The following is a 23,792-nucleotide window of genomic DNA, read 5'->3' on the forward strand; positions in this document are numbered from 1 at the left end:
GGTGGATGGTCTAGTGGCCACACAGGCCACTCCCGTCCACCCCTTCATGTTGGATTGTTTTTTGGGGCCCTGTATGGGCTGAGGCACCATTGAAATGGCGTTGATCGTACAGAAATTTGGCGGCACCTCTGTCGGTTCCATCGAGCGGATCGAGCAGGTAGCCGAAAAGGTCAAGAAACACCGTGAGGCGGGCGACGACCTGGTGGTTGTGCTGTCGGCCATGAGCGGTGAAACCAATCGTCTGATCGACCTGGCCAAGCAGATTACCGATAACCCGGTTCCTCGTGAACTGGACGTGATCGTGTCGACCGGTGAGCAGGTCACCATTGCCCTGCTGACCATGGCCTTGATCAAGCGTGGTGTGCCAGCGGTGTCCTACACCGGCAACCAGGTGCGTATTCTCACCGACAGCTCGCACAACAAGGCGCGCATTCTGCAAATCGATGACCAGAAGATTCGTGCCGACCTCAAGGAAGGCCGCGTGGTTGTGGTTGCAGGTTTCCAGGGCGTCGACGAGCACGGCAGCATCACTACCCTGGGGCGTGGCGGCTCTGATACCACAGGCGTGGCCCTGGCGGCGGCGCTGAAGGCTGATGAGTGCCAGATCTACACTGATGTCGATGGTGTCTACACCACCGACCCGCGCGTCGTGCCACAGGCTCGTCGCCTGGAGAAGATCACCTTCGAAGAGATGCTGGAAATGGCCAGCCTCGGCTCCAAGGTGCTGCAGATCCGTTCGGTGGAGTTCGCCGGCAAGTACAACGTTCCGCTGCGCGTGCTGCACAGCTTCAAGGAGGGTCCGGGTACCCTCATTACCATTGATGAAGAGGAATCCATGGAACAGCCGATCATTTCCGGTATCGCCTTCAACCGTGATGAAGCGAAGCTGACCATTCGCGGCGTGCCGGATACCCCGGGCGTGGCCTTCAAGATCCTCGGCCCGATCAGCGCTGCGAACATCGAAGTCGACATGATCGTGCAGAACGTTGCGCACGATAACACCACCGACTTCACCTTCACCGTGCACCGCAACGAGTACGAGAAGGCGCATAGCGTGCTGGAAAACACTGCACGCGAAATCGGTGCCCGTGAAGTGATCGGCGACACCAAGATCGCCAAGGTCTCGATCGTTGGCGTCGGCATGCGTTCGCACGCCGGTGTTGCCAGCTGCATGTTCGAAGCCCTGGCCAAGGAGAGCATCAACATCCAGATGATCTCCACTTCCGAGATCAAGGTTTCGGTGGTGCTCGAAGAGAAGTACCTGGAGCTGGCCGTACGCGCGCTGCACACCGCGTTCGATCTGGATACTCCTGCCCGACAGGGCGAGTAAGGCGCTGCCTGGAAGGGCGCGGCTTGCCGCGCCCTTCGCGTTTCTGCTCGCCGCGCAGGCCCTGTCCTGCCCTGTGCGGCGAGTACCAGGGCCATGGTCGTCGTCCGCGACCCGGCCCGATATCCAAGACTGTTACCCCTGAATGTTTTGCGTAAGGAGAAAGCTATGTTGATTTTGACTCGTCGGTGCGCCGAGAGCCTGATCATTGGAGACGGCGAGATCACCGTGACGGTGCTTGGCGTCAAAGGCAACCAGGTGCGTATTGGCGTGAGCGCCCCGAAAGAAGTGGCAGTTCACCGCGAGGAAATCTACCTGCGGATCAAGAAGGAGAAGGATGAAGAGCCAAGCCTTTAATTTTTTTGAAGTTTTTTTCAAAAAAAGGGTTGCAAAGGTGAAAGAGGTTCTTTAATATTCGCCTCGTGTTGCGGTGAGGTGGCCGAGTGGCCGAAGGCGCTCCCCTGCTAAGGGAGTATACCTCATAAGGGTATCGGGGGTTCGAATCCCCCCTTCACCGCCATTATTCGCTTAGGGCGCTGTAAACGGTAAGAACGCTAAGTAGTTGATTTTAAACGAAAAAAGTTCTTGCAAAAATGTTTCAGCGACCTATAATGCGCGGCAAGACACGGACTCATAGCTCAGCTGGATAGAGTACTCGGCTACGAACCGAGCGGTCGGAGGTTCGAATCCTCCTGAGTCCGCCACTTTTGAAGTGGCTTTGCTTAAAAGCTACTTCAAACAACCAGTGGTAATCTGGTCTAAAAATACCAATTGCGGACTCATAGCTCAGCTGGATAGAGTACTCGGCTACGAACCGAGCGGTCGCAGGTTCGAATCCTGCTGAGTCCGCCACTTTTTGAAGTGGTTCTGCTTGCAAAGCTACTTCAGTCAACCAGTGGTAATCTGGTCTAAAACTACCACCACGGACTCATAGCTCAGCTGGATAGAGTACTCGGCTACGAACCGAGCGGTCGCAGGTTCGAATCCTGCTGAGTCCGCCATACCCCATCAAAAAGCCCGCTCAATAGAGCGGGCTTTTTGTTTGTGCGCCAATGAATTCTTGATCATGTCGATCTACGCTCTTCTGTAATGATTGCGGTGTAGCTTGGAGCCGCTATGCGGCCTCAAAAATCAAATGTGCTTTCTCATCCACAACAACCGTCGCACTGATAGCTTCGAGCGTTGTCCCAGCTTTATCACGCAAACGATTGTTCTGGCCAAAAATTTAAGCGATCTGACAGCTTTAGCAGTGTATGATTGCGCCCGTCAGCCCCGCCGGGGCTTGTGGAAAACCACCATGGACTTACCCAGTAGTTACTCGCTAACACGATTCATACAGAAAGATCTGACCGATTGATTCCCTCGGCGTGCTCCGCTGCTGGGAGTGGAGTTCGCCTATGACTGAAGTAGAAGTTAAAAAAGCGCAAGAAAGCCTGCAGGATCGCCTGGCCCAGGTGGTCGAACTGCTGCAGCGCCAGCGCATGGTCGAAGACCTGACCCATCGCCAGGAAGGCGCGCACAATGACCTGGTGGAAAACCTGGTCCACCGCCAGAACCTCGTCGAGCTGCAGCGCAAGCTCGATGACCTGCACCCCGCCGACATCGCCTACATCCTCGAAGCCTTGCCCCTGGAAGATCGCCTGACGGTCTGGCAGTTGGTGCGCTCGGAGCGCGATGGCGACATTCTGCTGGAAGTTTCCGATTCGGTTCGCCAATCGTTGATCGCCGACATGGACGATCACGAGCTGCTGGCTGCCGCCAAGGAGATGGACGCCGACGAACTGGCCGACCTCGCCCCAGAGCTGCCGCGTGACGTTGTTCACGAGCTGATGGACACCCTCGATGCCCAGCAACGCGAGCGGGTGCGTTCGGCGCTGAGTTACGACGAGGAGCAGGTCGGTGCGTTGATGGACTTCGAGATGGTCACCATCCGCGAAGACGTCAGCCTGGAAGTGGTGCTGCGCTACCTGCGTCGCCTGAAAGAACTGCCCAACCACACTGACAAATTGTTCGTGGTCGATTACGACGGCATCCTCAAGGGGGTATTGCCGATCAAGCGCCTGCTGGTCAACGACCCGGAGAAGAAGGTGGCGGAGGTCATGGCGACCGACCCTGTCTCCTTCCAGCCCGAGGAAGATGCCTACGATGCAGCGCAGGCTTTCGAGCGTTATGACCTGGTATCCGCCCCGGTGGTGGACAAGAGCGAACGCCTGATCGGCCGTCTGACCATCGACGAAATGGTCGACCTGATCCGTGAGGAGAGCGAGACCGAAGTCCTCAACATGGCGGGTCTGCGTGAAGAGGAGGATATTTTCGCCTCGGTCTGGCGTTCGTTACGCAACCGTTGGGCGTGGCTGGCAATCAACCTGATTACCGCCTTTGTTGCTTCACGAGTGATCGGGTTGTTCGAAGGTTCGATTGAAAAGCTGGTAGCGTTGGCTGCGTTGATGCCGATCGTTGCGGGTATTGGTGGCAACTCTGGTAACCAGACCATCACCATGATTGTTCGCGCCATGGCCCTGGACCAAGTGTCGCCAGGCAATACCAGCCGCTTGATGCGCAAGGAGTTGGCGGTGTCGCTGATCAACGGCCTGGTTTGGGGTGGAGTGATTGGTGCGGTGGCTTTCTGGCTGTATGGCAGCTGGTCGCTGGGGGTGGTGATGACTGCAGCGATGACCTTGAACTTGTTACTTGCGGCGCTGATGGGCGTGCTCATCCCGATGACCTTGGCCCGCTTGGGGCGCGACCCTGCGATGGGGGCGAGCGTGATGATCACTGCTGTGACCGACAGCGGCGGTTTCTTCATCTTCCTTGGGCTGGCTACGCTGTTCCTGCTGTAAGCCGATCCTCCCTGTGGGAGCAATTCCACAGGGAAATGTCATTGCTGCCAATCAGTCGCCCACAAAAAAGCCAGCTTGCGCTGGCTTTTTCGTGTTCGCAGCAGGCCTCAGGAGGCGTCGGCGGCCATTTCCACATCGTGAGCGATGAGGGCGACCAGGGCGTTCTGCTGGCGATGGGACAGTTGGCGGAAGCGCTGCAGCAATTCGCGCTCATGCAGGGACAGCTCGGGGCTATCCAGGCGCATGCTCAGCTCGTCACCTAGCGCACCTTCCTGGATAAGGCTCTGTTCCAGGCGTGCGATAATCTCGGAGTTCATGCTGCGGTGGTGGTTGCGCGCTACCTCGGCAATGCGCTCACGCATTCCGTCTGGCAGGCGGACGACGAACTTGTCAGCGGTGCGGCTCGAATAAATAGCCTGTTTCATTGGGCGCATATAAATTGACCAGAGTTTGGTTCAGGGGAAGCGGTTCTCAAATTGGCCGCACGGGATGGAAGTACGACCGTGGCGACGACAAAATGTTCAACCGCCAGTGAAAAATGGATGCTCATCTTGCCTCATGGTCGCCGTTTGCTTGGCGTCAATTATGTGACAAATAGTGAGCCGGATAAAGGCTTTATGCCAGTACCAATTATCAGAAATGAGCACTGGTTTGAAAAGTTTTACATGCTCTGGCTAGCCTGGCCGTCAGTCTTTTGCCGTCAACAATTGGTAAAACGCAGAAAAATGCCCGGAAAAGCCCTAGAATGCGCCGGTTCTCTCCATAGAGCATAGTGGCTATGCAACATGACGCAAGCGACCGCCGATCAGGGACGGGCCGGTTGATATTTCTGGTTGGGCCGTCGGGTTCCGGGAAAGATTCCCTGATCGACGCTTCGCGTGAGCAACTGGCCGTCGCTGGGGTAGAAATTGCCCGCCGGGTCATCACCCGTTCGGCCGAAGCCAAAGGCGAAGCTGCCCAAGGGGTCACGCCCGAACAGTTTGATACCCTGCGTGCGCAGGGTGCTTTTGCCATGCACTGGCGGGCCAATGGCCTGGACTATGGCATACCCCGGCAGGTGGACCAGTGGTTGGCGGCGGGGAGGGCGGTGCTGGTGAACGGCTCGCGGGCTTATCTGGCAGAGGCCCGTCAGCGCTATCCGGATTTGTTGGTCGTGTTGGTCCAGGTCAAGCCTGAGGTGCTGCGCCAGCGCTTGCTGGCCCGGGGCCGGGAAACCACAGAAGAAGTGGAGCAGCGCCTGGCGCGCAGCGCACGCTTGCAGGCTGCAGCCGACCCGTCGGTGCTTGTGCTGGATAATTCTTCCACACTGGAGGCGGCGGTCGTTGCATTCCTTTCGCTGCTGCGCAATCAGGGCGTGCTACCGCGGGGATAACAGCCGCAGAAAAGGATTACGCGAAAAAGCCCAGTTCAGGCATGACAAACGCCAGCATGCTGGTTAACATGCTGGCCATCCCGCTGTGCAGCGTTCGCTGCCGGTCGTAGCGTCTCAGTAGCTCAATTGGATAGAGCATCCCCCTCCTAAGGGGAAGGTTGCAGGTTCAATTCCTGCCTGGGACGCCATTCTTGTCATTCCCATCATTGTCTCCGTCGCCTTTGTCGCCGCCGTGCTGCTACAGCATCTTCGCTTGGCCAGCGCTGTCATGCATCACGTTCGTGGCATAACGCCGCGCTTGAGGCCAGCCGCTGACGCATCAGGAAGTACCCCGCCACCACCAGCAGTACCGTCAGCACCGTGAACCAGAACTGGAAACGCGATGCCGGGTCGAACGCCTGGGTGCCGATTACTGCCAGCAAGGCGAACAGCGCAATGATATTGGTGTAGGGGAACAGCCAGGCACGGAAGGCGTTTGGGGCGACCGCTTCGTGGCGGGTTTTCCTGCGCATGGCCACGTGGGCGATGATGATGAAGATCCATACGACCATGACCAGGCTGCCGGTACTCTTGGCCAAGGTCATGAACAGGTCGCCGCCACTGACAAAGTGCACGGTCAGGATCATCGTGCAGATCGACAGGCTCAGCAGCAGTGCATTGATCGGTACGCCCTTGGCACTGGTGCGCGAGAAGAGTTTGGGCGCGTGACCGCGCTGGCTCAGCGAGAACAGCATGCGCGAGTTGGAGAACATGAACGAGTTCATGACCGACATGAACGAGACGAACAGCACCAGCTTCATGGCCACTGCAGCACCACCGAACCCGGCCAGGCTGAACAGCGAAACATAGGGCGAGGCGAGGTTGGCCTTGTCGGTCCAGGGCAGGCAAAGGATCAGGATCGACACGGAACCTACGTAGAACAGCATCACACGCAGGATCACGCTCTTGATCGCGCGGATCACGTTCTGTCGGGGGTTCTCTGATTCACCCGCGGCCACAGCGGCAATTTCGCTGCCGCCCAGTGAGAAGATCACCACGATAACGCCGGCCATCACCGGTGACAGGCCGTTGGGCATGAAACCGTCATGGGCGGTGAGGTTGACCAGGCCGGGGGCGGGAATCTCACTGTGCAGGCCGAGCAGGATCGAGACGCCCAGCAGCATGAAGATGAGGATGGTGGCGACCTTCATCGCGGCCAGCCAGTACTCTACTTCGGCAAACGAGCGCACCGAGTAGGCGTTGCTGGCCATGAGTGTCACCAGCATCAGGAAGGCGCCTGCCCAGATCGGCAGCCAGGGCAGGAAGTCATGCAGGATGGCACCCAGCAGTACCGCTTCCAGGGTGATGGTCATCATCGACTTGAACCAGTACAGCCAGCCGACCGCAAACCCTGCCCAGTCGCCGAGGTAGGTGTTGGCGTAGGTCGAGAACGACCCTGCATCCGGGTTGCGGCAGGCCATTTCGCCCAGCATGAACATGACCAGAGTGACCACCAGGCCACCAATGAAATACGACAGTATGGCCGCGGGCCCTGCCGATGCGATCAGTGAGCCCGAGCCCATGAATAGGCCTGCACCGATCACCCCACCCAGCGCGATCATGGTGATATGCCGCTGCTTGAGGCTTTGCTTCAAACTGTTGGATTGCATTTCCTTGTCCTCTCTTATTTTTGGAGGGATCCGACATCGTCCCCCAACGCAGGCATCGTCATGCGCCTGCGTCCACGCGTGGCAAATAGCTACCAGCCTGCCACCCTGGACAATAAGGCCAAGGACCTCAAACGAATTCTCTGCACAACATCCTGCCGATTTTTCCTGAGGCCGGTGATGGCGCCGGTAGCGGTGCAGTTGACGAAGCCATGCACCACCTGAACATCGACGCCACCTGACGCCTTCAAACCGGTCAGGTCGGGGAGCCTTGGACGAACCGCGGCGCTATACCAGTCGAGCGCTGCCACTCCTTCATACCGGGCTTGCCGCTTGTTGCTCTTCATCCTGTTCGCCATCCACCTTGGCGACCTGCTCTTGCGCTTTCTCCTCCATCTTGCGCTCGATGTCTTCTTTCATGCGCTGGGCGATCAACTCGTCGACCTTTGCTTTCATTTCTGGTGGCAGGGCGTCGTACTCTTCTTCGGTCAGGCCTACCTCACGCAGCAGTTTTTCCTTGATCATCTCGCCAGGCGACTTGGACATGAAGTCATGAAATTCCTGCCGGGCAGTCTTGGGCGGCAGTGGTTCTCCGATGACCGGCTCGGTGGTCGCAGAACCCAGGTTTTGCAGCATCACCTTGAATTTGGCAAAGGCTTCTGCACGAGCATCCTCAGCGTTTTGCTGAGCGGTACTGCCTCCGTTCTGCTGTTGGCTCGCCGTGTTGGCGGTGGATATTGGTGTGCGGACAGGCGCAATCTCGGCCACTGCCTGTTCATCGTTGGCGTGCCGAGGCTGATGGAGTGTGGGCTGCCAGCTCACGCCATTATGGGCGATTATCATGTTTCCTCCTTGGAAATCTCGTGGGCGGATACCCAGCGCAAAAGCCGTGCCAGCACTGTGTCGGTTGAAATCAGGGCTTTGGCGGTATTTCCGTTACACGCGGGCGGGCATATGCTTGCCCGTGTCAGGCATGATCTTGCCGCCTGCGGCAATTACCACCACTGTCGGCAGCCCCTTGATCGGAGCGCAGTTGCTGGGCATCAGGGAGAGTGTCCATGAGTCAAGAAACCAGGCCGGTACCTGCCGGCTTCAGTGAAAAGCAGTTGCACACCTTGTTCGATTTGATCAGCGATGGCATCTGGGACTGGAATGCCAATACTGGCTACGTTTATCGCAACCCGGGCTGGTACAGCATGCTGGGTTATGCCAGCCACTCCATGGCCAACTCGGTATTTACCTGGGAAAGCGTGATCCATCCTGAAGACTACCCACGGGTAATGGCGCATTTCGAGGCCTATATCAATCAGCGCAACGAGCGCTACCGCATTGAATACCGTTGCCGTTGTCAGGATGGCAGCTACATCTGGATCGAAGACAGCGGCTACATCATCGCGCATAACGAGGACGGTTCCGTGGCGCGCATGCTGGGTGCGCATCGCAATATCGACACTGGCAAGCGCTTGGTGGCTCAACTGGAACAGAAGAACCAGTCGCTGGAGTTTCAGGTGGCCGAACGCACTCGCGAGTTGTCCTGGGTGAACCAGCAGTTGCAGCGGCAACTGGACGAAAACCGTGAACTGGCCGAACGCGATGCGTTGACCCGCGTCGCCAACCGTTACCGGCTGGAGAGCGCGTTGCAGCTGGAGTGCCAGCGCGCCCAGCGCTTCCGCCAGCCATTGTCGCTGATTGCCATGGACATGGATGATTTCAAACCGATCAATGACCGCTACGGTCACGCCCGTGGCGATGCGGCGCTGGTGCGGGTGGCCGAAAACCTGCGCACCTGCTTGCGCGAACTGGACCTGCTTGCGCGCTGGGGAGGCGACGAGTTCGTCATCGTGCTGCCGCAGACCGCGTTGGGGGAGGCGCTGGAGGTGGCAGTGCGCTTGCGCCAGGTGCTGGAGCAGGTGGAGCCGGTGGGTGATTGCCGGCTGACCATGAGCTATGGCGTGGTGCAATGGCTGGAAGGGGAGGACCAGCACGCGCTGCTGGCGCGTGCCGACCAGGCGCTATACAGGGCCAAGGGGACAGGCAAGAACGCAATTGCCGAGTAACAAGCCCCTCAGAGCGCACGCTGTTTTCTGGAGGCTTAGATGGCCTGAACGAAAAAAGACCCGCAGCGCCTCTCGGCGCAGCGGGCCAAATCGGCCTTGGCCGCTTCAGTGTCAGATATGCAAGGCGTGGCCCAAAGCGCGCAGGGCGGCTTCTTGCACCGCTTCACCCAACGTGGGGTGGGCATGAATGGTTCCGGCCACATCTTCCAGGCACGCGCCCATCTCCAGCGATTGGGCAAACGCTGTGGACAGTTCGGAAACCGCCACGCCAACCGCCTGCCAGCCCAGGATCAAGTGGTTGTCGCGCCGCGCCACCACGCGCACAAAACCGCTTTTCGATTCCAGGCTCATGGCCCGGCCGTTGGCGGCAAACGGGAACTGCGCGACGATGCAGTCCAGGCCCTGCTGGCTAGCTTGTTCCGGGGTCTTGCCGACCACCACCACTTCCGGGTCGGTAAAGCACACAGCGGCAATCGCTGCCGGCTCGAAGCGTCGGGCCTTGCCGGCGATGATTTCGGCGACCATCTCGCCCTGCGCCATGGCCCGGTGCGCCAGCATCGGTTCACCAGCGACGTCGCCGATGGCCCAGACGTTGTGCATGCTGGTGTGACAGCGCTCGTCGATGGCAATGGCGGCGCCGTTCATTTTCAGGTCCAGGCATTCCAGGTTGAAGCCTTGGGTACGTGGCCGGCGGCCCACGGCCACCAGTACCTGGTCGGCCTCCAGGCGCAGTTGCCCGCCCTTGCCGTCGCTGGCCAGCAGGCAGCCATTTTCGTAGCCCTCGACGCTGTGACCCAGGTGCAAAGCTATGCCCAGTTTTTTCAGCGACTCGGCCACCGGGGCGGTCAATTCGCTGTCGTAGGTCGGCAGGATGCGCTCACGCGCTTCCACCACACTGACCTGTGCACCCAGCTTGCGATAGGCAATGCCCAGCTCCAGGCCGATATAGCCACCACCGACCACCACCAGGTGTTGCGGCAGTGCTTTGGGCGCCAGGGCCTCGGTCGAGGAAATCACCGGGCCACCCAGCGGCAGTATCGGCAGTTCGACACTGCTGGAGCCGGTGGCCAGCAACAGGTGCTCACACTGGATACGCTGGCCATCGACCTCGACCTGCTTGCCGTCGAGCACCTTGGCCCAGCCATGTACCACCTTGACCCCATGCTTTTTCAGCAAGGCGGCAACACCGGTGGTCAGGCGGTCGACGATGCCGTCCTTCCAGGCCACGCTCTGGCCGATGTCCAGCCGCGGCGAGGCTACGCTGATGCCCAGCGGCGAGGGTTCGGTAAAGCGCGAGGCCTGGTGAAACTGCTCGGCCACGTGGATCAGTGCCTTGGACGGAATGCAGCCGATATTCAGGCAGGTGCCGCCCAGTGCCTGGCCTTCCACCAGTACGGTAGGAATGCCCAGTTGCCCGGCGCGGATGGCAGCCACATAACCGCCGGGGCCGCCGCCGATGATCAGCAGGGTCGTTTGGATAGTCTGGTGCATGCTCACTCCACGAACAGGCAGGCGGGCTGTTCGAGCAGGCCGCGCACGGCCTGGATGAACAGGGCGGCGTCCATGCCATCGACCACGCGGTGGTCGAACGAACTGGACAGGTTCATCATCTTGCGCACGACGATCTGGCCGTCGATCACCACTGGCCGTTCGACCATGCGGTTGACCCCGACGATTGCCACTTCCGGGGTGTTGACCACCGGCGTGCTGACAATGCCACCCAAGGCGCCGAGGCTGGTCAGGGTGATGGTCGAGCCAGACAGTTCCTCGCGACTGGCCTTGTTGTTACGTGCAGCGTTGGCCAGGCGCGAAATCTCGCCGGCATTGGCCCACAGGCTGCCCGCTTCGGCGTGGCGCAGCACCGGTACCATCAGGCCGTTGTCACCTTGGGTGGCAATGCCCACATGCACCGCGCCATGGCGGGTGATGATCTGCGCTTCGTCGTCGTAGGTTGCGTTGATCTGCGGGAAGTCTCGCAGCGCCACGACCAGGGCGCGCACCAGGAATGGCAGCAAGGTCAGCTTGCCGCGGCTGTCGCCGTGCTTGCTGTTGAGCTGCTGGCGCAGGGCTTCCAGTGCGGTGACGTCAATTTCTTCCACGTAGCTGAAGTGTGCGACGCGGCGCTTGGCGTCCTGCATGCGCTGGGCGATCTTGCGACGCAGGCCGATCACCGGCACCTGTTCACTGTCAGTGCGCTTGGCATAGCCATTCGGTGCCTGGCCGGCATTGCTTTGCGGCTTGCTCATGAAGGCGTCGAGGTCTTCGTGCAGAATGCGCCCGGCCGGGCCGCTGCCATGCACGTAACGCAGTTCGATACCGGCATCCAGGGCGCGTTTGCGCACGGCCGGCGAGGCCAGCGGCTTGTCGCCCGGCTGGCGCGGCACAATGGCCGCAGCTTCGTGATTGGCGGGCGCCTGGTGCGCGGCGGGTTTTACGTCTTTCTGCGGTTCCGGCTTGGCTGCAATCGGGGCAGCCGGGGCCTCTACCGGCTTTGGCTGAGGCACATCCACATGGTTGCCGCTGCCTTCTACTTCGATGCGGATCAGTTCGCTACCGACCGCCATCACTTCACCGGGCTGGCCACCCAAGGCCAGCACTGTACCGCTGACCGGCGAAGGGATTTCGACGGTGGCCTTGTCGGTCATGACGTCGGCCACCACCTGGTCCTCGGCGATGATGTCGCCGACCTTGACGAACCATTCCACCAACTCGACCTGCGCGATGCCTTCGCCAATGTCCGGCATCTTGATGACGTGCGTGCCCATTCAGACCTCCATGACCTTTTTCAATGCCGCACCTACCCGCGAAGGGCCTGGGAAGTAAGCCCATTCCTGTGCGTGAGGGTAGGGGGTGTCCCAGCCGGTGACGCGCTCGATCGGCGCCTCAAGGTGGTGGAAGCAGTGCTCCTGCACCAGCGACACCAGTTCGGCACCGAAGCCGCAAGTGCGGGTGGCCTCGTGCACCACCACGCAACGGCCGGTCTTTTTCACCGACTCGACGATGGTGTCCAGATCCAGCGGCCACAGGCTGCGCAGGTCAATCACTTCAGCATCGACGCCGCTTTCTTCGGCGGCGACCTGGGCCACGTACACCGTGGTGCCGTAGGTCAGCACGGTCACGTCGTTGCCGGGGCGGGCAATGGCGGCCTTGTCCAGCGGAACTGTGTAGTAGCCGTCGGGTACGGCGCTGTGCGGGTGCTTCGCCCACGGTGTTACAGGGCGGTCGTGGTGGCCATCGAACGGGCCGTTGTACAGGCGTTTGGGCTCCAGGAAAATTACCGGGTCGTCGCATTCGATCGAGGCAATCAACAGGCCTTTGGCGTCATAAGGGTTGGACGGCATGACGGTGCGCAGACCGCACACCTGGGTGAACATCGCTTCCGGGCTCTGGCTGTGAGTCTGGCCGCCGTAGATGCCGCCGCCGCAAGGCATGCGCAGGGTCAGCGGGGCGATGAATTCGCCGGCCGAACGGTAACGCAGGCGGGCCAGCTCGGAGACGATCTGGTCGGAGGCCGGGTAGAAATAGTCGGCGAACTGGATTTCCACTACCGGGCGCAGGCCATAGGCGCCCATGCCCACGGCGGTACCGACGATTCCGCTCTCGGAGATGGGCGCGTCGAACACGCGCGATTTGCCGTACTTGTTCTGCAGGCCTTCGGTGCAGCGGAACACGCCGCCGAAGTAACCGACGTCCTGGCCGTACACCACCACATTGTCGTCGCGCTCAAGCATGACATCCATGGCCGAGCGCAGGGCCTGGATCATGGTCATGGTAGTGGTGGCCATGGCGGTTTCCGGGTTTATGCTGTTGTTGTGGTCGTTCATCTCAAACCCCCAGTTCCTGGCGTTGACGGCGCAGGTGTTCGGGCATCTCCTTGTACACATCCTCGAACATCGAGGCGGCGCTCGGGATGTGCCCGTTGGCCAGGGTGCCGTACTGCTCGGCTTCTTTCTGCGCGGCAATCACGGCAGCTTCGAGCTCGGCCGTAACGGCCTGGTGTTCTTCCTCGGACCAGTGGCCGATCTTGATCAGGTGCTGCTTCAGGCGGGCGATCGGGTCACCCAGCGGGAAGTGGCTCCAGTCATCGGCAGGGCGGTACTTGGAGGGGTCGTCCGACGTCGAGTGCGGGCCGGCACGGTAGGTGACCCATTCGATCAGGCTTGGGCCCAGGCCACGGCGGGCGCGTTCGGCAGCCCAGCGCGAGGCGGCGTATACGGCGACGAAGTCGTTGCCGTCAACCCGCAGCGAAGCAATACCGCAACCCACGCCACGGCCGGCAAAGGTGGTCGACTCGCCACCGGCGATGGCCTGGAAGGTGGAAATGGCCCACTGGTTGTTGACCACGTTGAGGATGACCGGGGCGCGGTACACGTGGGCAAAGGTGAGGGCGGTGTGGAAGTCCGACTCGGCAGTAGCGCCGTCACCGATCCACGCCGAGGCGATCTTGGTATCGCCCTTGATTGCCGATGCCATGGCCCAGCCGACCGCCTGCACGAACTGGGTCGCCAGGTTGCCGCTGATGGTGAAGAAGCCGGCTTCGCGCACCGAGTACATGATCGGCAACTGGCGGCCTTTGAGGGGGTCGCGCTCGTTGGACAGCAGTTGGCAGATCATCTCGACCAGCGACACGTCGCGGGCCATCAGGATGCTTTGCTGGCGGTAGGTCGGGAAGCACATGTCAGTGCGGTTCAGCGCCAGCGCCTGGCCGCTGCCGATGGCTTCTTCGCCCAGGCTTTGCATGTAGAAGGACATCTTCTTCTGGCGCTGGGCAACCACCATGCGGCTGTCGAAGATCCGCGTCTTGAGCATGGCGCGCATGCCTTGGCGAAGGATCTGCGGGTCGATGTCTTCGGCCCAGGGGCCTTGCGCGTTGCCTTGCTCGTCGAGCACGCGGACCAGGCTGCAGGACAGGTCGGCAGTGTCGGCAGCATCGACATCGATAGCGGGTTTACGGGCTTGACCTGCATCGGTGAGGCGCAGGTAGGAAAAATCGGTCTGGCAGCCTGGCCGGCCGGTGGGCTCGGGCACATGCAAACGCAGGGGGGCGTACTCGTTCATGCTTTTTACGCTCGCTCGGGTATTTGTTTTTGTGAGCTCTGAAGCGGCCGCCGCTGAGTACCGGCTTGTGACTGGTAAGTCAGCGTCACTTACATCTTAGTGGCCCGGCAGGAGAATTTTTCTCTCAAGTTGATTGCCTTTGCTGAGCAGGGCAGATAAACATTCCGCATAAACACAAAAAACCGGTGATTTTGTCTCATGCGCAAACTCGATCGTACCGATATCGGCATTCTCAACAGCCTGCAAGAGAACGCCCGCATCACCAATGCCGAGCTGGCACGCTCGGTGAACCTGTCGCCCACGCCTTGTTTCAACCGGGTGCGGGCCATGGAGGAGCTGGGGGTGATCCGCCAGCAGGTGACCTTGCTGTCGCCGGAGGTGCTGGGGCTGGATGTGAACGTGTTCATCCATGTCAGCCTGGAAAAACAGGTGGAGCAGTCGTTGCACCGCTTCGAGGAAGAAATTGCCGAAAGGCCCGAGGTGATGGAGTGTTACCTGATGACGGGTGACCCGGATTACCTGTTGCGGGTGCTATTGCCCAGCATCCAGGCGCTGGAGCGGTTTCTCGATTACCTGACGCGCTTGCCAGGGGTAGCCAATATTCGTTCGAGCTTTGCCCTGAAGCAGGTGCGCTACAAGACGGCGTTGCCGTTGCCGGCCAATGGCATGACCTTGCGGGAGTAGGGGGGCGGTGCCGGCACAAGGATCGCATCCACCTGTAGGGGCGGGTTCACCCGCGAAGAGGCCGGCACAGCCACCCAATAGGCTGCTTGATATTTTAAACACCCGCAGCCTATGTTGTTGTCAGCCTACAACAACAAGGACAAGCGTCATGAGCACTGCTCAGCTCCAGGGCATCGATGAAATCGAATGCGTCACCCCTGACCTCAACGGCGTCCCGCGCGGCAAGGTGATGACCGCCGAAGGCTTCCTCGAAGGCCGTCGTCTGCAAATGGCCCGGGGGGTGCTGCTGCAGTGCATCATGGGCGGCTACCCACCGGCGAAGTTCTACGGTAGTGACGACGGCGACCTGGCACTGGTGGCCGAACCCGGTCAGGTCCACCGCCTGCCCTGGAGCGATGACGGCCGCGCCTTGGCCATCTGCGATGCCAACGAGCTGGATGGCCGGCCCTCGGCACTGTCCACCCGGGGCCAGCTGAAGGCCGTGATAGCCCGCTATGCGGTACTGGGCCTGGCGCCGGTAGTGGCAACCGAGCTGGAGTTCTTCGTCTTTGCCCCCAACACTGACCCGCACCAACCGTTCCTGCCGCCTGTAGGCAGCGATGGCCGCCGCGAGCAGGGCCATTCGGCGTTCAGTGTCAGCTCCAACAACGGCCTGCGCCCGTTCTTCAAGGAGGTGTACCACTGCATGGCCGCGCTCGGCCTGCCACGTGACACCTTCATGCACGAAATGGGTGTCAGCCAGTTCGAGATCAATCTGCTGCACGGCGACCCGCTGCTGTTGGCCGACCAGACCTTCCTGTTCAAGCACCTGCTCAAGGAAGTAGCGCTCAAGCACGGGCTGACGGTGGTCTGCATGGCCAAGCCGCTGGCGCGTACGCCCGGCAGCTCCATGCATATTCACCAGAGCCTGGTCGAGGCCAGCAGCGGGCGTAACGTGTTCAGTGACGAGCAAGGCCTGCCGACAGACACCTTCCACCACTTCATCGGCGGGTTGCAGGCGTGCATGGCCGACTTCACTGCCCTGTTCGCGCCCAACGTCAACTCCTACCAGCGCCTGTGCCATCCCTATGCCTCGCCGAACAATGCGTGCTGGTCCGAGGACAATCGCGCCGCTGGCCTGCGCATTCCGGCCAGTGCGCCGGTCGCGCGACGGGTGGAAAACCGCCTGCCAGGCGCCGATGCCAACCCTTACCTGGCCATTGCCGCCAGCCTGGCCGCCGGCCTGCACGGCATCGAGCAGCGCTTGCAGCCATCGCCGGCCATCCAGGGCGAATTCGAGGTGCCCGAGCCCCTGAGCTTGCCGTGCACGCTGCACGCGGCCCTTGAAAGACTCAAGCGCAGCACGCTGGCGCGGGAACTGTTCGGCAGCGAGTTCATCGAAGGCTACATCGCCAGCAAGACCCTTGAACTGAGCGATTTCTTCGACGAGATCACGCCGTGGGAGCGCCGGGTGCTGGCGGCACAGGCCTGAGCGCGACACAACCTGCACCGGGCACGCCCCCGCACAGCCAAATAGCTGTCGGGGGGCCTGCGCCAGGCGGTTTTTGCCTTTATGCTGCTAGCACCCAAAACTGCCACCTGACCAGGGAGCTCCACGGGACGTATGCGAAATGTATGGAAGCCGTTTCAGTCGTTGTATTTCGCCGCGCTGATGATGTTGATCGGCTCGGGCCTGCTCAGCACCTACCTGGCCCTGCGCCTGGCGGCCGACCATGTCGACAGCCTGTGGGTGGGTGCGTTGATGGCGGCCAACTACTTTGGCCTGGCGGTTGGCGGCAAGGTTGGCCACCGGCTGATCGGGCGGGTAGGGCACATACGCGCCTATGCCACCTGTGCCGGTATCGTCGGCGCCGCGGTGCTCGGTCATGGCCTGACCAACTGGCTGCCGGCCTGGGTCGGGCTGCGCATGATCGTTGGCCTGGGGATGATGTGCCAATACATGGTCATCGAGAGTTGGCTCAATGAGCAGGCCGATGTGAAGCACCGGGGCGCGGTGTTCAGCGGTTACATGATTGCTTCGTACCTGGGGCTGGTGCTTGGCCAGTTGATCCTGGTTGTGCACCCGCAGCTCGGCCCTGAGCTGCTGATGCTGGTGGCGATGTGCTTTGCCCTGTGCCTGGTGCCCGTGGCGATGACCCGGCGTATTCACCCGGCGCCTTTGCGCCCGGCACCGATGGAGCCGAAGTTCTTCATCAAGCGCGTGCCGCAGTCGCTCAGTACGGTTTTGGGCTCGGGGCTGATTGTCGGCTCGTTCTACGGTCTGGCGCCTTTATATGCGTCAAGCCAGGGGATGAGTACCGAGCAAATTGGTCTGTTCATGGGTAGCTGCATTTTTGCCGGCCTGCTGGTGCAGTGGCCGCTAGGCTGGTTGTCTGACCGTTATGACCGGGCCGTGCTTATTCGTAGCGTGGCTGTGGGGCTGGCACTGGCTGCTGCGCCATTGGCGATTCTGCCCAGTGTGCCGCTGGAGTTGCTGTTCGGTATCGGCTTCCTGATCTCGTTGCTGCAGTTCTGCCTGTACCCGCTGGCGGTTGCTTTTTCCAATGACCACGTGGAAAGCGAGCGCCGGGTATCGCTGACGGCGATGCTGTTGGTGACCTACGGTGTGGGTGCATGCGTTGGCCCGTTGGCGGCAGGGGTTCTGATGAAGGTGCTGGGCGCGCAGATGTTGTATGCCTTCTTCGTATTCTTTGCCTTGGTGCTGGTCTGGCGCATTCGGCCGAAAGCGGTTACCGGCCTGCATCAGGTACAGGATGCACCGCTGGGCCACGTGGCGATGCCGGCGGCCGGTTCGCCGTTGTCGGCGGCGCTGGACCCGCGGGTGGATGAGCAGACCGTGCAGGACGTGATGCAGGCACCTGTGGCGGCTGAAGACACCGAGGATGAAGAGAAGGGCGCGCAGCAGCAGGCGCCTGAACCGGAAGAAGCCAGCAAGTCGGTGTAGGGTTTACCCGCGAAGAGGCCAGCCCAGCAGAAACACAAATGAAAACGCCACCTCAGCAGGTGGCGTTTTCTGTTTTACCGACCGACGATCAATAATCGTCCTTGTCGAACCGCCGCGCCTCACGCTGCAGCTGGTACACAAAACTCTCGATCTTGCGTTGAGCCTGCCCGCTCAGGTTGTGGAAGCGCACGCCGGCAAAGGTAGTGTTGATGCGCTCTTCATAGTGCAGATGACGCAGCTCGACCATGGTATCCACCAGGCCCAGCGGGTTGCCCGCCTTGAAACGCTCATACACCTGGCCCAGTTGCAAGCGGTCTTCGACATTGCCTTCGAAGCGCAGTTTGCAGCCGGTGGCCGAGATATCCAGCAGCTTGCCTCGCATGGCGCCGTTGCCCTTGAGGTGAGCACCGTCGAGGATGATGTCGACCAGCTGCGATAGCTTCAGTGCGGCGCGGAAGGCGTTGCGGCGCTGGTGGTAGGTCATCTCTTGCGGTAGGGCGCCGCTGTAGCAGCGATGGCCGTCGACCTCGCTGATTTTCAGCTCGTGATCGCACTCCCAGGCGATGCGCACACCATCGTGGAAGCCTTCGACGCGGAAGTGCTCGCCGTTCTCGATGAATTTCTCGCCGTCACGGGGGATCATCTCGTCCAGTGCCAGGGTGTTGCTTTCGCGGTCCACGCGCACCACATAGCTCTGGAAGCGCTGGCTGCGGTCATGGAAGGTGATGATCAGGGGGTCGTGGCTTTCCTGCAGCTGCCGCAAGTTGGCCGCAATCTCCAAGGGGGTGCTCAACACCTTGGGTGGCTGCGGGGCATCGGATTCATTGAACACAGCTTATCGTTCTCCAGGCAAAAGCGACACACGCAAGTAACGGCATTTTGCCACTATGTTCTGTGCCTTGATAGAAAAATCACACTTGGCTGAGCGCGCGCGGCTTGGCCAGAGGCGAGGTGCTGCCACGGCTGTCGTAGAGTGAGGGCGAATCGCCGCCCTGAAGGATGCGGATCTGGTTGTTGGTGACGTGTTGCTGCACCTGGATGATCCGGCCATTGGTCTGGTTGACCTGCTGGCAGTCGTCCATCAGTTGCGACAGCATGTCGAGCCGCTGCAGCATCACATCACCATGAGGTGACTGCGCGGCTACAGCCTGCACACCGGTGCGGTCGGCACTCAGGCCCAGGCTGCCGAGCAATTGGCTGCGGCGCTGGCCGTGCTGCTCGAGCAAGATGATCAACGACTGCTTGCGCGCCAGGATTTGCTCCAGCAGCGGCATGTCGCGGCCATGCAGGGCAATTGCTTCCTTGTGCAGAAGGTCGAGCAGTTCCTGCATCGGGGCAATGTCATCTTCGATCAGTTGCAGCAAGGTGGTGTCGTGCATGGCTAACTCTTGGCTTTTCTAGCGTCCGTGAAGTCAGCGCGCCGTACGGTCAGCGCTGGGCTTCGAAATCAAGCAGTTTGCTGGCGACCCGGCTGGCATCGACCTGGTAGCTGCCGTCGGCGATTGCCTGTTTCAACTCGGCCACGCGGGCGCTGTTGACCACCGGCTCGTCGCGCAGCTTGTCGCTGATCTTCTGCAACTGCTGGGCCTCCTGGCTGAGGTGTACCGCTTCTCCGCTGGCGCTGGTGGCGCTTGTCGCTTCCTGGCTGGCTGCCGGTTTTTCGGCGCTGCCGGACGCGGTATTGCCGCGCACGCCGCCCGTGACGGACGGAGAGTTATTCAAACGACTGAAGTCGATGACCATGATCAGAAACCTCTGGGTATTTGGACGCTTGCCTTGTTTTCGGCCAACCCGATATAAACTTTAGGCACAAATGCATTGCCGCCTGTCGGCAAGCCCGCGAACCCGTGTTCTGACACAGTTTAGGAAAAGCGGTTCCTCACTGCCAGCGCAATCTGGTGGCTGGCCTACATACTGACCTCGACCTGGCCAGGCCCGGTCACCCTGGCCTTGACCACGCGTTTGGAGTTGAGGTTGCGTACCCGGATCTGCTCGCTCAGGCCGCCCTTGCTCAAGGCTTCGCCCGGCATGCGCACGCTCAGGCCACCACTGCGGGCAATGATCACCACATGATCACCCTTGCGCACCACCTCGGCCTGTTCCAGGTGTTGCGGGGTGAGCACCTGGTCGATCACCGTGGGGCGCAGCATCTTCATGCCCACCGCCTGGTCCAGCTCGGTCAGGAAGCCCTGGCCCAGGGTGCCGACGTCTCGCTCGCGCAGGGCCACGTCACCTTCGCCGACCGTGTTGTCGCGCTTGAGCGGGCGGGTTACCACTACCACGTCGCGGAAAAGTCGCACGGTGGCCGGTACAAATACCGTCCACGGTGCTGCGCCGTTGCAGCGTATCCTTACCGTCACCCGGCCCAGTGGCTTGGCCGGGCTTTCCAGCGAGGCGTCCAGCTGCTGGCTGCACAATGGCATGCGCAACCGTGGGTCCAGCGGGTTGACCTGGATTTCATAGCGGCCGGCAGTCTGGGTGGTGGACAGGTAATCTTCAACGGTGAATTCAAGAAACCCTTGGGTGACACCGATAAGCTGTTCAGGCAAGGTGAACGCGTCCGCTACCGTGCGAACGCCGGGCATCAGCAGGCACAGCGTGGCCAGCGGGCCAGTCAGCAGGCGTGTCAATCGTCGGGAAAATGTCGTTTTCGTGTGCATGACACTCAAAAAAGCAAAGCCCGTGCCGACTCGCTACCTGAGTTGCAACGAAAGGCTGAAACGTTAAGGAGTCTGGCATGGCGGGTGTTATGGATTCGGTCAACCAGCGCACGCAGCTGGTGGGGCAGAATCGCCTGGAATTGCTGCTGTTCCGCCTCAATGGCGAACAGCTTTACGGCATCAATGTGTTCAAGGTCAGGGAAGTACTGCAATGCCCTGCGCTGACCTTGCTGCCCAAGGCGCACCCTGTGGTGCGTGGCGTTGCCAATATTCGCGGGGCGACCATCCCGATCCTCGACTTGTCGATGGCCACCGGGTTGCGACCGCTGCAGGAAGACACACGCAACAGCTTCGTGATCATCACCGAGTACAACACCAAGACCCAAGGCTTCCTGGTGCATTCGGTGGAGCGCATCGTCAACATGAACTGGGAAGAGATTCATCCGCCACCCAAGGGGACCGGCCGTGATCACTACCTGACCGCGGTCACCCGGGTGGACAACCGCATGGTCGAGATCATCGATGTGGAGAAGGTGCTGGCCGAAGTGTCGCCGTCGTCCGAGTCGGTATCGGCCGGTGTGATCGATGCCGAGGTGCAGGACAAGGCGGTGTTGATGCGGGTGCTGACCGTCGACGATTCGTCGGTGGCGCGCAAACAGGTCAGCCGTTGCCTGCAAACCGTCGGGGTCGAGGTGGTGGCGCTCAATGATGGTCGTCAGGCGCTGAACTACCTGCGTCAGCTGGTGGATGAGGGCAAAAAGCCTGAAGAAGAGTTCCTGATGATGATCTCGGACATTGAAATGCCGGAAATGGACGGCTATACGCTAACGGCGGAGATTCGCAGCGATCCGCGCATGCAAAAGTTGCACATCTGCCTGCATACTTCGCTTTCCGGGGTGTTCAACCAGGCAATGGTCAAGAAGGTCGGCGCCGATGACTTCCTGGCCAAGTTCAAGCCGGACGACCTGGCCCAACGGGTGGTCGACCGGATCAAGGCAGCGCATTGAAGCAGCCGGGGGGCATGCCCCCGGCACCAGTGATTGAAAAGAGGCGGCAGTAGTGTCTACGGGTAATTTGGATTTCGAACAGTTCCGGGTCTTCCTGGAGAAAGCCTGTGGCATCCTGCTTGGCGAGAATAAGCAGTACCTGGTTTCCAGCCGTCTCAACAAGCTGATGGAACAACAGGGCATCAAGAGCCTGGGTGAGCTGGTGCAGCGCATTCAGGCCCAGCCGCGCGGCGGCTTGCGCGAGCAGGTGGTCGATGCCATGACCACCAATGAGACCCTGTGGTTTCGCGACACCTATCCGTTCGAAGTGCTGAAGAACAAGGTGATCCCCGAGTTCATCCGCAACAACCCCGGCCAGCGACTGCGCATGTGGTCGGCGGCCTGTTCGTCGGGGCAGGAGCCGTATTCCATCTCGATGGCAATCGACGAGTTCGAGCGCAGCAACCTCGGCCAGTTGAAGATGGGGGCGCAGATCGTCGCCACCGACCTCTCCGGCACCATGCTGACCAACTGCAAGACTGGCGAATATGACAGCCTGGCGATTGCCCGCGGCTTGTCCCAAGAGCGCTTGCAGCGCTACTTCGACCCCAAGGGGCCGGGGCGCTGGGCGGTCAAGCCAGCGATTCGCAGCCGTGTCGAGTTCCGCTCGTTCAACTTGCTCGACAGCTATGCCAGTCTAGGCAAGTTCGACATCGTGTTCTGCCGCAATGTGCTGATCTATTTCTCGGCGCAGGTGAAGAAGGACATCCTGCTGCGCATTCACAGTACCCTCAAGCCAGGTGGCTACCTGTTCCTCGGCGCCTCGGAAGCGCTGAACGGCTTGCCGGACCATTACCAGATGGTGCAGTGCAGCCCGGGGATCATCTACCAGGCCAAGTAAGCAAAAAGGCCGGCATCGAGAGATGCCGGCCTTTTTGTTTGCCTATCCGCTGTTCCTGCCGAGATCCCCGTAGGAGCGGGTTCACCCGCGAAGAGGCCGGCCCAGCTGGCCAATCTCCACCCGCCGTTCACCGTTGTCGCCGCTACCGTATTCGCGGGTAAACCCGCTCCTACACAGATTGGTGGTGGACACACACCGGAGGTTGGAGCCGGGCCGCTGTAGGAGCGGGTTTACCCGCGAAGAGGCCGGCCCTGCTGGCCAATCTCCACCCGCTGTGCACCGTTGCTGCCGCTACCGGATTCGCGGGTAAACCCGCTCCTACACAGATCTGTGGTGGACACACATCGGAGGTTGGACGCAGCCCGCCGTAGGAGCGGGTTTACCCGCGAAGAGGCCGGCCCAGCTGGCCAATCCCCACCCGCTGTGCACCGTTGTCGCCGCTACTGTATTCGCGGGTAAACCCGCTCCTACACAGATCTGTGGTGGGCACACATCGGAGGTTGGACACAGCCCGCCGTGTAGGAGCGGGTTCACCCGCGAAAGGGCCGGCCCTGCTGGCCAATCTCCACCCGCCGTTCACCGTTGTCGCCGCTACCGTATTCGCGGGTAAACCCGCTCCTACACAGATTGGTGGTGGGCACACATCGGAGGTTGGACACAGCCCGCCGTGTAGGAGCGGGTTCACCCGCGAAAGGGCCGGGCCTGCTGGCCAATCTCCACCCGCCGTTCACCGTTGCTGCCGCTACCGTATTCGCGGGTAAACCCGCTCCTACACAGATTGGTGGTGGGCACACATCGGAGGTTGGACACAGCCCGTCGTGTAGGAGCGGGTTCACCCGCGAAAGGGCCGGGCCTGCTGGCCATTTACCACCCGCCGTTCACCGTTGCTGCCGCTACCGTATTCGCGGGTAAACCCGCTCCTACATCGGATCGGTGGTGGACACACACCGGAGGTTGGGCGCAGCCCGCCGTGTAGGAGCGGGTTCACCCGCGAAAGGGCCGGCCCTGCTGGCCAATCTCCACCCGCCGTTCACCGTTGTCGCCGCTACCGTATTCGCGGGTAAACCCGCTCCTACACAGATTGGTGGTGGGCACACATCGGAGGTTGGACGCAGCCCGCCGTAGGAGCGGGTTTACCCGCGAAGAGGCCGGCCCAGCTGGCCAATCTCCACCCGCCGTTCACCGTTGCTGCCGCTACCGTATTCGCGGGTAAACCCGCTCCTATGTATGGACTCGCCCACACTGTCTAGCTGCTTTTTTGAACATAGGAACCCGGTTGCATCTATGTATCAGGCCTGTTCGAGGAAGCTTTTTGCT

At 60.8% G+C, this 23,792-nt stretch carries 22 protein-coding genes and 5 tRNA genes; 16 read left to right on the top strand and 11 right to left on the bottom strand.

Translation table 11 applies throughout. The features are described 5' to 3' along the window. Window positions 1-94: 94 nt before the first annotated feature. The 7 genes from INQ47_RS16530 (at window position 95) to mgtE (ending at window position 4,167) form a co-directional block, all read left to right on the top strand. A complete protein-coding gene (locus tag INQ47_RS16530; protein WP_252458789.1) occupies window positions 95-1,330 on the top strand; it encodes an aspartate kinase in 1,236 nt (411 codons plus the stop codon). A 165-nt stretch (window positions 1,331-1,495) separates the two neighbouring features. After that, window positions 1,496-1,684 (top strand): carbon storage regulator CsrA, encoded by a 189-nt coding sequence (gene csrA / locus INQ47_RS16535; RefSeq protein ID WP_003254503.1) that lies wholly within the window; start codon window positions 1,496-1,498, stop codon window positions 1,682-1,684. A gap of 72 nt (window positions 1,685-1,756) precedes the next feature. Further along, window positions 1,757-1,847, top strand: a tRNA-Ser gene (locus tag INQ47_RS16540). A 107-nt stretch (window positions 1,848-1,954) separates the two neighbouring features. Continuing rightward, a tRNA-Arg gene (locus INQ47_RS16545) sits at window positions 1,955-2,031 on the top strand. Between the two features lie 71 nt (window positions 2,032-2,102). Continuing rightward, window positions 2,103-2,179 (top strand) — tRNA-Arg (locus INQ47_RS16550). A 72-nt stretch (window positions 2,180-2,251) separates the two neighbouring features. After that, window positions 2,252-2,328, top strand: a tRNA-Arg gene (locus INQ47_RS16555). A 396-nt stretch (window positions 2,329-2,724) separates the two neighbouring features. Then, entirely contained in the window at window positions 2,725-4,167 is a 1,443-nt protein-coding gene (gene mgtE / locus INQ47_RS16560; RefSeq protein ID WP_252458998.1) for a magnesium transporter, read from the top strand. 107 nt (window positions 4,168-4,274) lie between these two features. Here the strand turns inward: mgtE and INQ47_RS16565 are convergent, their stop codons facing one another. Beyond that, window positions 4,275-4,601 carry an Arc family DNA-binding protein gene (locus INQ47_RS16565; protein WP_003254499.1) on the bottom strand — a complete coding sequence of 109 codons (327 nt, stop codon included), beginning with the start codon at window positions 4,599-4,601 and terminating at the stop codon, window positions 4,275-4,277. Between the two features lie 69 nt (window positions 4,602-4,670). Between INQ47_RS16565 and INQ47_RS16570 the strand changes: the two genes are divergently transcribed. From INQ47_RS16570 to INQ47_RS16580, 3 genes are all read left to right on the top strand, one after another. Beyond that, window positions 4,671-4,940, top strand: coding sequence for a hypothetical protein (locus INQ47_RS16570; protein ID WP_252459000.1), 270 nt, complete (start codon window positions 4,671-4,673; stop codon window positions 4,938-4,940). A gap of 5 nt (window positions 4,941-4,945) precedes the next feature. After that, entirely contained in the window at window positions 4,946-5,539 is a 594-nt protein-coding gene (gene phnN, locus INQ47_RS16575) for a phosphonate metabolism protein/1,5-bisphosphokinase (PRPP-forming) PhnN (protein ID WP_404702122.1), read from the top strand. 111 nt (window positions 5,540-5,650) lie between these two features. After that, window positions 5,651-5,727: transfer RNA gene (locus INQ47_RS16580), tRNA-Arg, on the top strand. A 78-nt stretch (window positions 5,728-5,805) separates the two neighbouring features. On the opposite strand, the gene INQ47_RS16585 is transcribed toward INQ47_RS16580, so the two are convergent. Beyond that, window positions 5,806-7,188: an amino acid permease gene (locus INQ47_RS16585; protein ID WP_252458996.1), complete on the bottom strand. Its 1,383-nt coding sequence runs from the start codon at window positions 7,186-7,188 to the stop codon at window positions 5,806-5,808. Between the two features lie 312 nt (window positions 7,189-7,500). Continuing rightward, a complete protein-coding gene (locus tag INQ47_RS16590) occupies window positions 7,501-8,028 on the bottom strand; it encodes a hypothetical protein (RefSeq protein ID WP_404702123.1) in 528 nt (175 codons plus the stop codon). Window positions 8,029-8,243: 215 nt separating this feature from the next. Between INQ47_RS16590 and INQ47_RS16595 the strand changes: the two genes are divergently transcribed. Continuing rightward, the gene (locus INQ47_RS16595; RefSeq protein WP_404702124.1) at window positions 8,244-9,242 is read left to right on the top strand and encodes a diguanylate cyclase; all 999 of its coding nucleotides are present in this window, start codon (window positions 8,244-8,246) and stop codon (window positions 9,240-9,242) included. A 111-nt stretch (window positions 9,243-9,353) separates the two neighbouring features. Here the strand turns inward: INQ47_RS16595 and lpdA are convergent, their stop codons facing one another. The 4 genes from lpdA to INQ47_RS16615 are packed head-to-tail and all read right to left on the bottom strand — an operon-like array spanning window position 9,354 to window position 14,300. After that, complete coding sequence (gene lpdA, locus INQ47_RS16600; RefSeq protein WP_252458993.1) at window positions 9,354-10,733, bottom strand: dihydrolipoyl dehydrogenase; 1,380 nt, start codon at window positions 10,731-10,733, stop codon at window positions 9,354-9,356. A 2-nt stretch (window positions 10,734-10,735) separates the two neighbouring features. Continuing rightward, a complete protein-coding gene (locus INQ47_RS16605; protein ID WP_252458992.1) occupies window positions 10,736-12,007 on the bottom strand; it encodes a dihydrolipoamide acetyltransferase family protein in 1,272 nt (423 codons plus the stop codon). Then, window positions 12,008-13,066, bottom strand: coding sequence for an alpha-ketoacid dehydrogenase subunit beta (locus INQ47_RS16610; RefSeq protein ID WP_252458991.1), 1,059 nt, complete (start codon window positions 13,064-13,066; stop codon window positions 12,008-12,010). A 1-nt stretch (window position 13,067) separates the two neighbouring features. Next, window positions 13,068-14,300 (bottom strand): 3-methyl-2-oxobutanoate dehydrogenase (2-methylpropanoyl-transferring) subunit alpha, encoded by a 1,233-nt coding sequence (locus INQ47_RS16615; protein WP_021785143.1) that lies wholly within the window; start codon window positions 14,298-14,300, stop codon window positions 13,068-13,070. A gap of 198 nt (window positions 14,301-14,498) precedes the next feature. Between INQ47_RS16615 and bkdR the strand changes: the two genes are divergently transcribed. The 3 genes from bkdR (at window position 14,499) to INQ47_RS16630 (ending at window position 17,928) form a co-directional block, all read left to right on the top strand. After that, complete coding sequence (bkdR, locus tag INQ47_RS16620; protein ID WP_003254485.1) at window positions 14,499-14,984, top strand: Bkd operon transcriptional regulator BkdR; 486 nt, start codon at window positions 14,499-14,501, stop codon at window positions 14,982-14,984. Between the two features lie 229 nt (window positions 14,985-15,213). Continuing rightward, window positions 15,214-16,455, top strand: coding sequence for a glutamine synthetase family protein (locus INQ47_RS16625; protein WP_404702126.1), 1,242 nt, complete (start codon window positions 15,214-15,216; stop codon window positions 16,453-16,455). A gap of 132 nt (window positions 16,456-16,587) precedes the next feature. Next, window positions 16,588-17,928 (top strand): MFS transporter, encoded by a 1,341-nt coding sequence (locus INQ47_RS16630; RefSeq protein ID WP_404702125.1) that lies wholly within the window; start codon window positions 16,588-16,590, stop codon window positions 17,926-17,928. 88 nt (window positions 17,929-18,016) lie between these two features. Here the strand turns inward: INQ47_RS16630 and INQ47_RS16635 are convergent, their stop codons facing one another. The 4 genes from INQ47_RS16635 to flgA form a co-directional block, all read right to left on the bottom strand. Next, window positions 18,017-18,760, bottom strand: a complete 744-nt coding sequence (locus INQ47_RS16635) for a flagellar brake protein (RefSeq protein WP_103462183.1) — start codon at window positions 18,758-18,760, stop codon at window positions 18,017-18,019. Window positions 18,761-18,839: 79 nt separating this feature from the next. Continuing rightward, window positions 18,840-19,307 carry a flagella synthesis protein FlgN gene (locus tag INQ47_RS16640; protein WP_010955106.1) on the bottom strand — a complete coding sequence of 156 codons (468 nt, stop codon included), beginning with the start codon at window positions 19,305-19,307 and terminating at the stop codon, window positions 18,840-18,842. A gap of 49 nt (window positions 19,308-19,356) precedes the next feature. Then, on the bottom strand, window positions 19,357-19,671 hold the full coding sequence (flgM, locus tag INQ47_RS16645; protein ID WP_279934548.1) for a flagellar biosynthesis anti-sigma factor FlgM: 315 nt from the start codon (window positions 19,669-19,671) through the stop codon (window positions 19,357-19,359). A gap of 164 nt (window positions 19,672-19,835) precedes the next feature. Then, entirely contained in the window at window positions 19,836-20,588 is a 753-nt protein-coding gene (flgA, locus tag INQ47_RS16650; RefSeq protein WP_028696945.1) for a flagellar basal body P-ring formation chaperone FlgA, read from the bottom strand. Window positions 20,589-20,665: 77 nt separating this feature from the next. Between flgA and INQ47_RS16655 the strand changes: the two genes are divergently transcribed. Together INQ47_RS16655 and cheR are read left to right on the top strand one after the other, a co-directional pair. Further along, entirely contained in the window at window positions 20,666-21,595 is a 930-nt protein-coding gene (locus INQ47_RS16655) for a chemotaxis protein CheV (RefSeq protein WP_010955104.1), read from the top strand. 52 nt (window positions 21,596-21,647) lie between these two features. Then, window positions 21,648-22,475 carry a protein-glutamate O-methyltransferase CheR gene (gene cheR / locus INQ47_RS16660; RefSeq protein ID WP_004575768.1) on the top strand — a complete coding sequence of 276 codons (828 nt, stop codon included), beginning with the start codon at window positions 21,648-21,650 and terminating at the stop codon, window positions 22,473-22,475. Window positions 22,476-23,792 lie beyond the last annotated feature (1,317 nt).

Origin of the sequence: Pseudomonas sp. 3HC3 (genome assembly GCF_044904505.1) — a bacterium.
In the GTDB taxonomy this organism is placed as follows: Bacteria; Pseudomonadota; Gammaproteobacteria; order Pseudomonadales; family Pseudomonadaceae; genus Aquipseudomonas; species Aquipseudomonas putida_Y.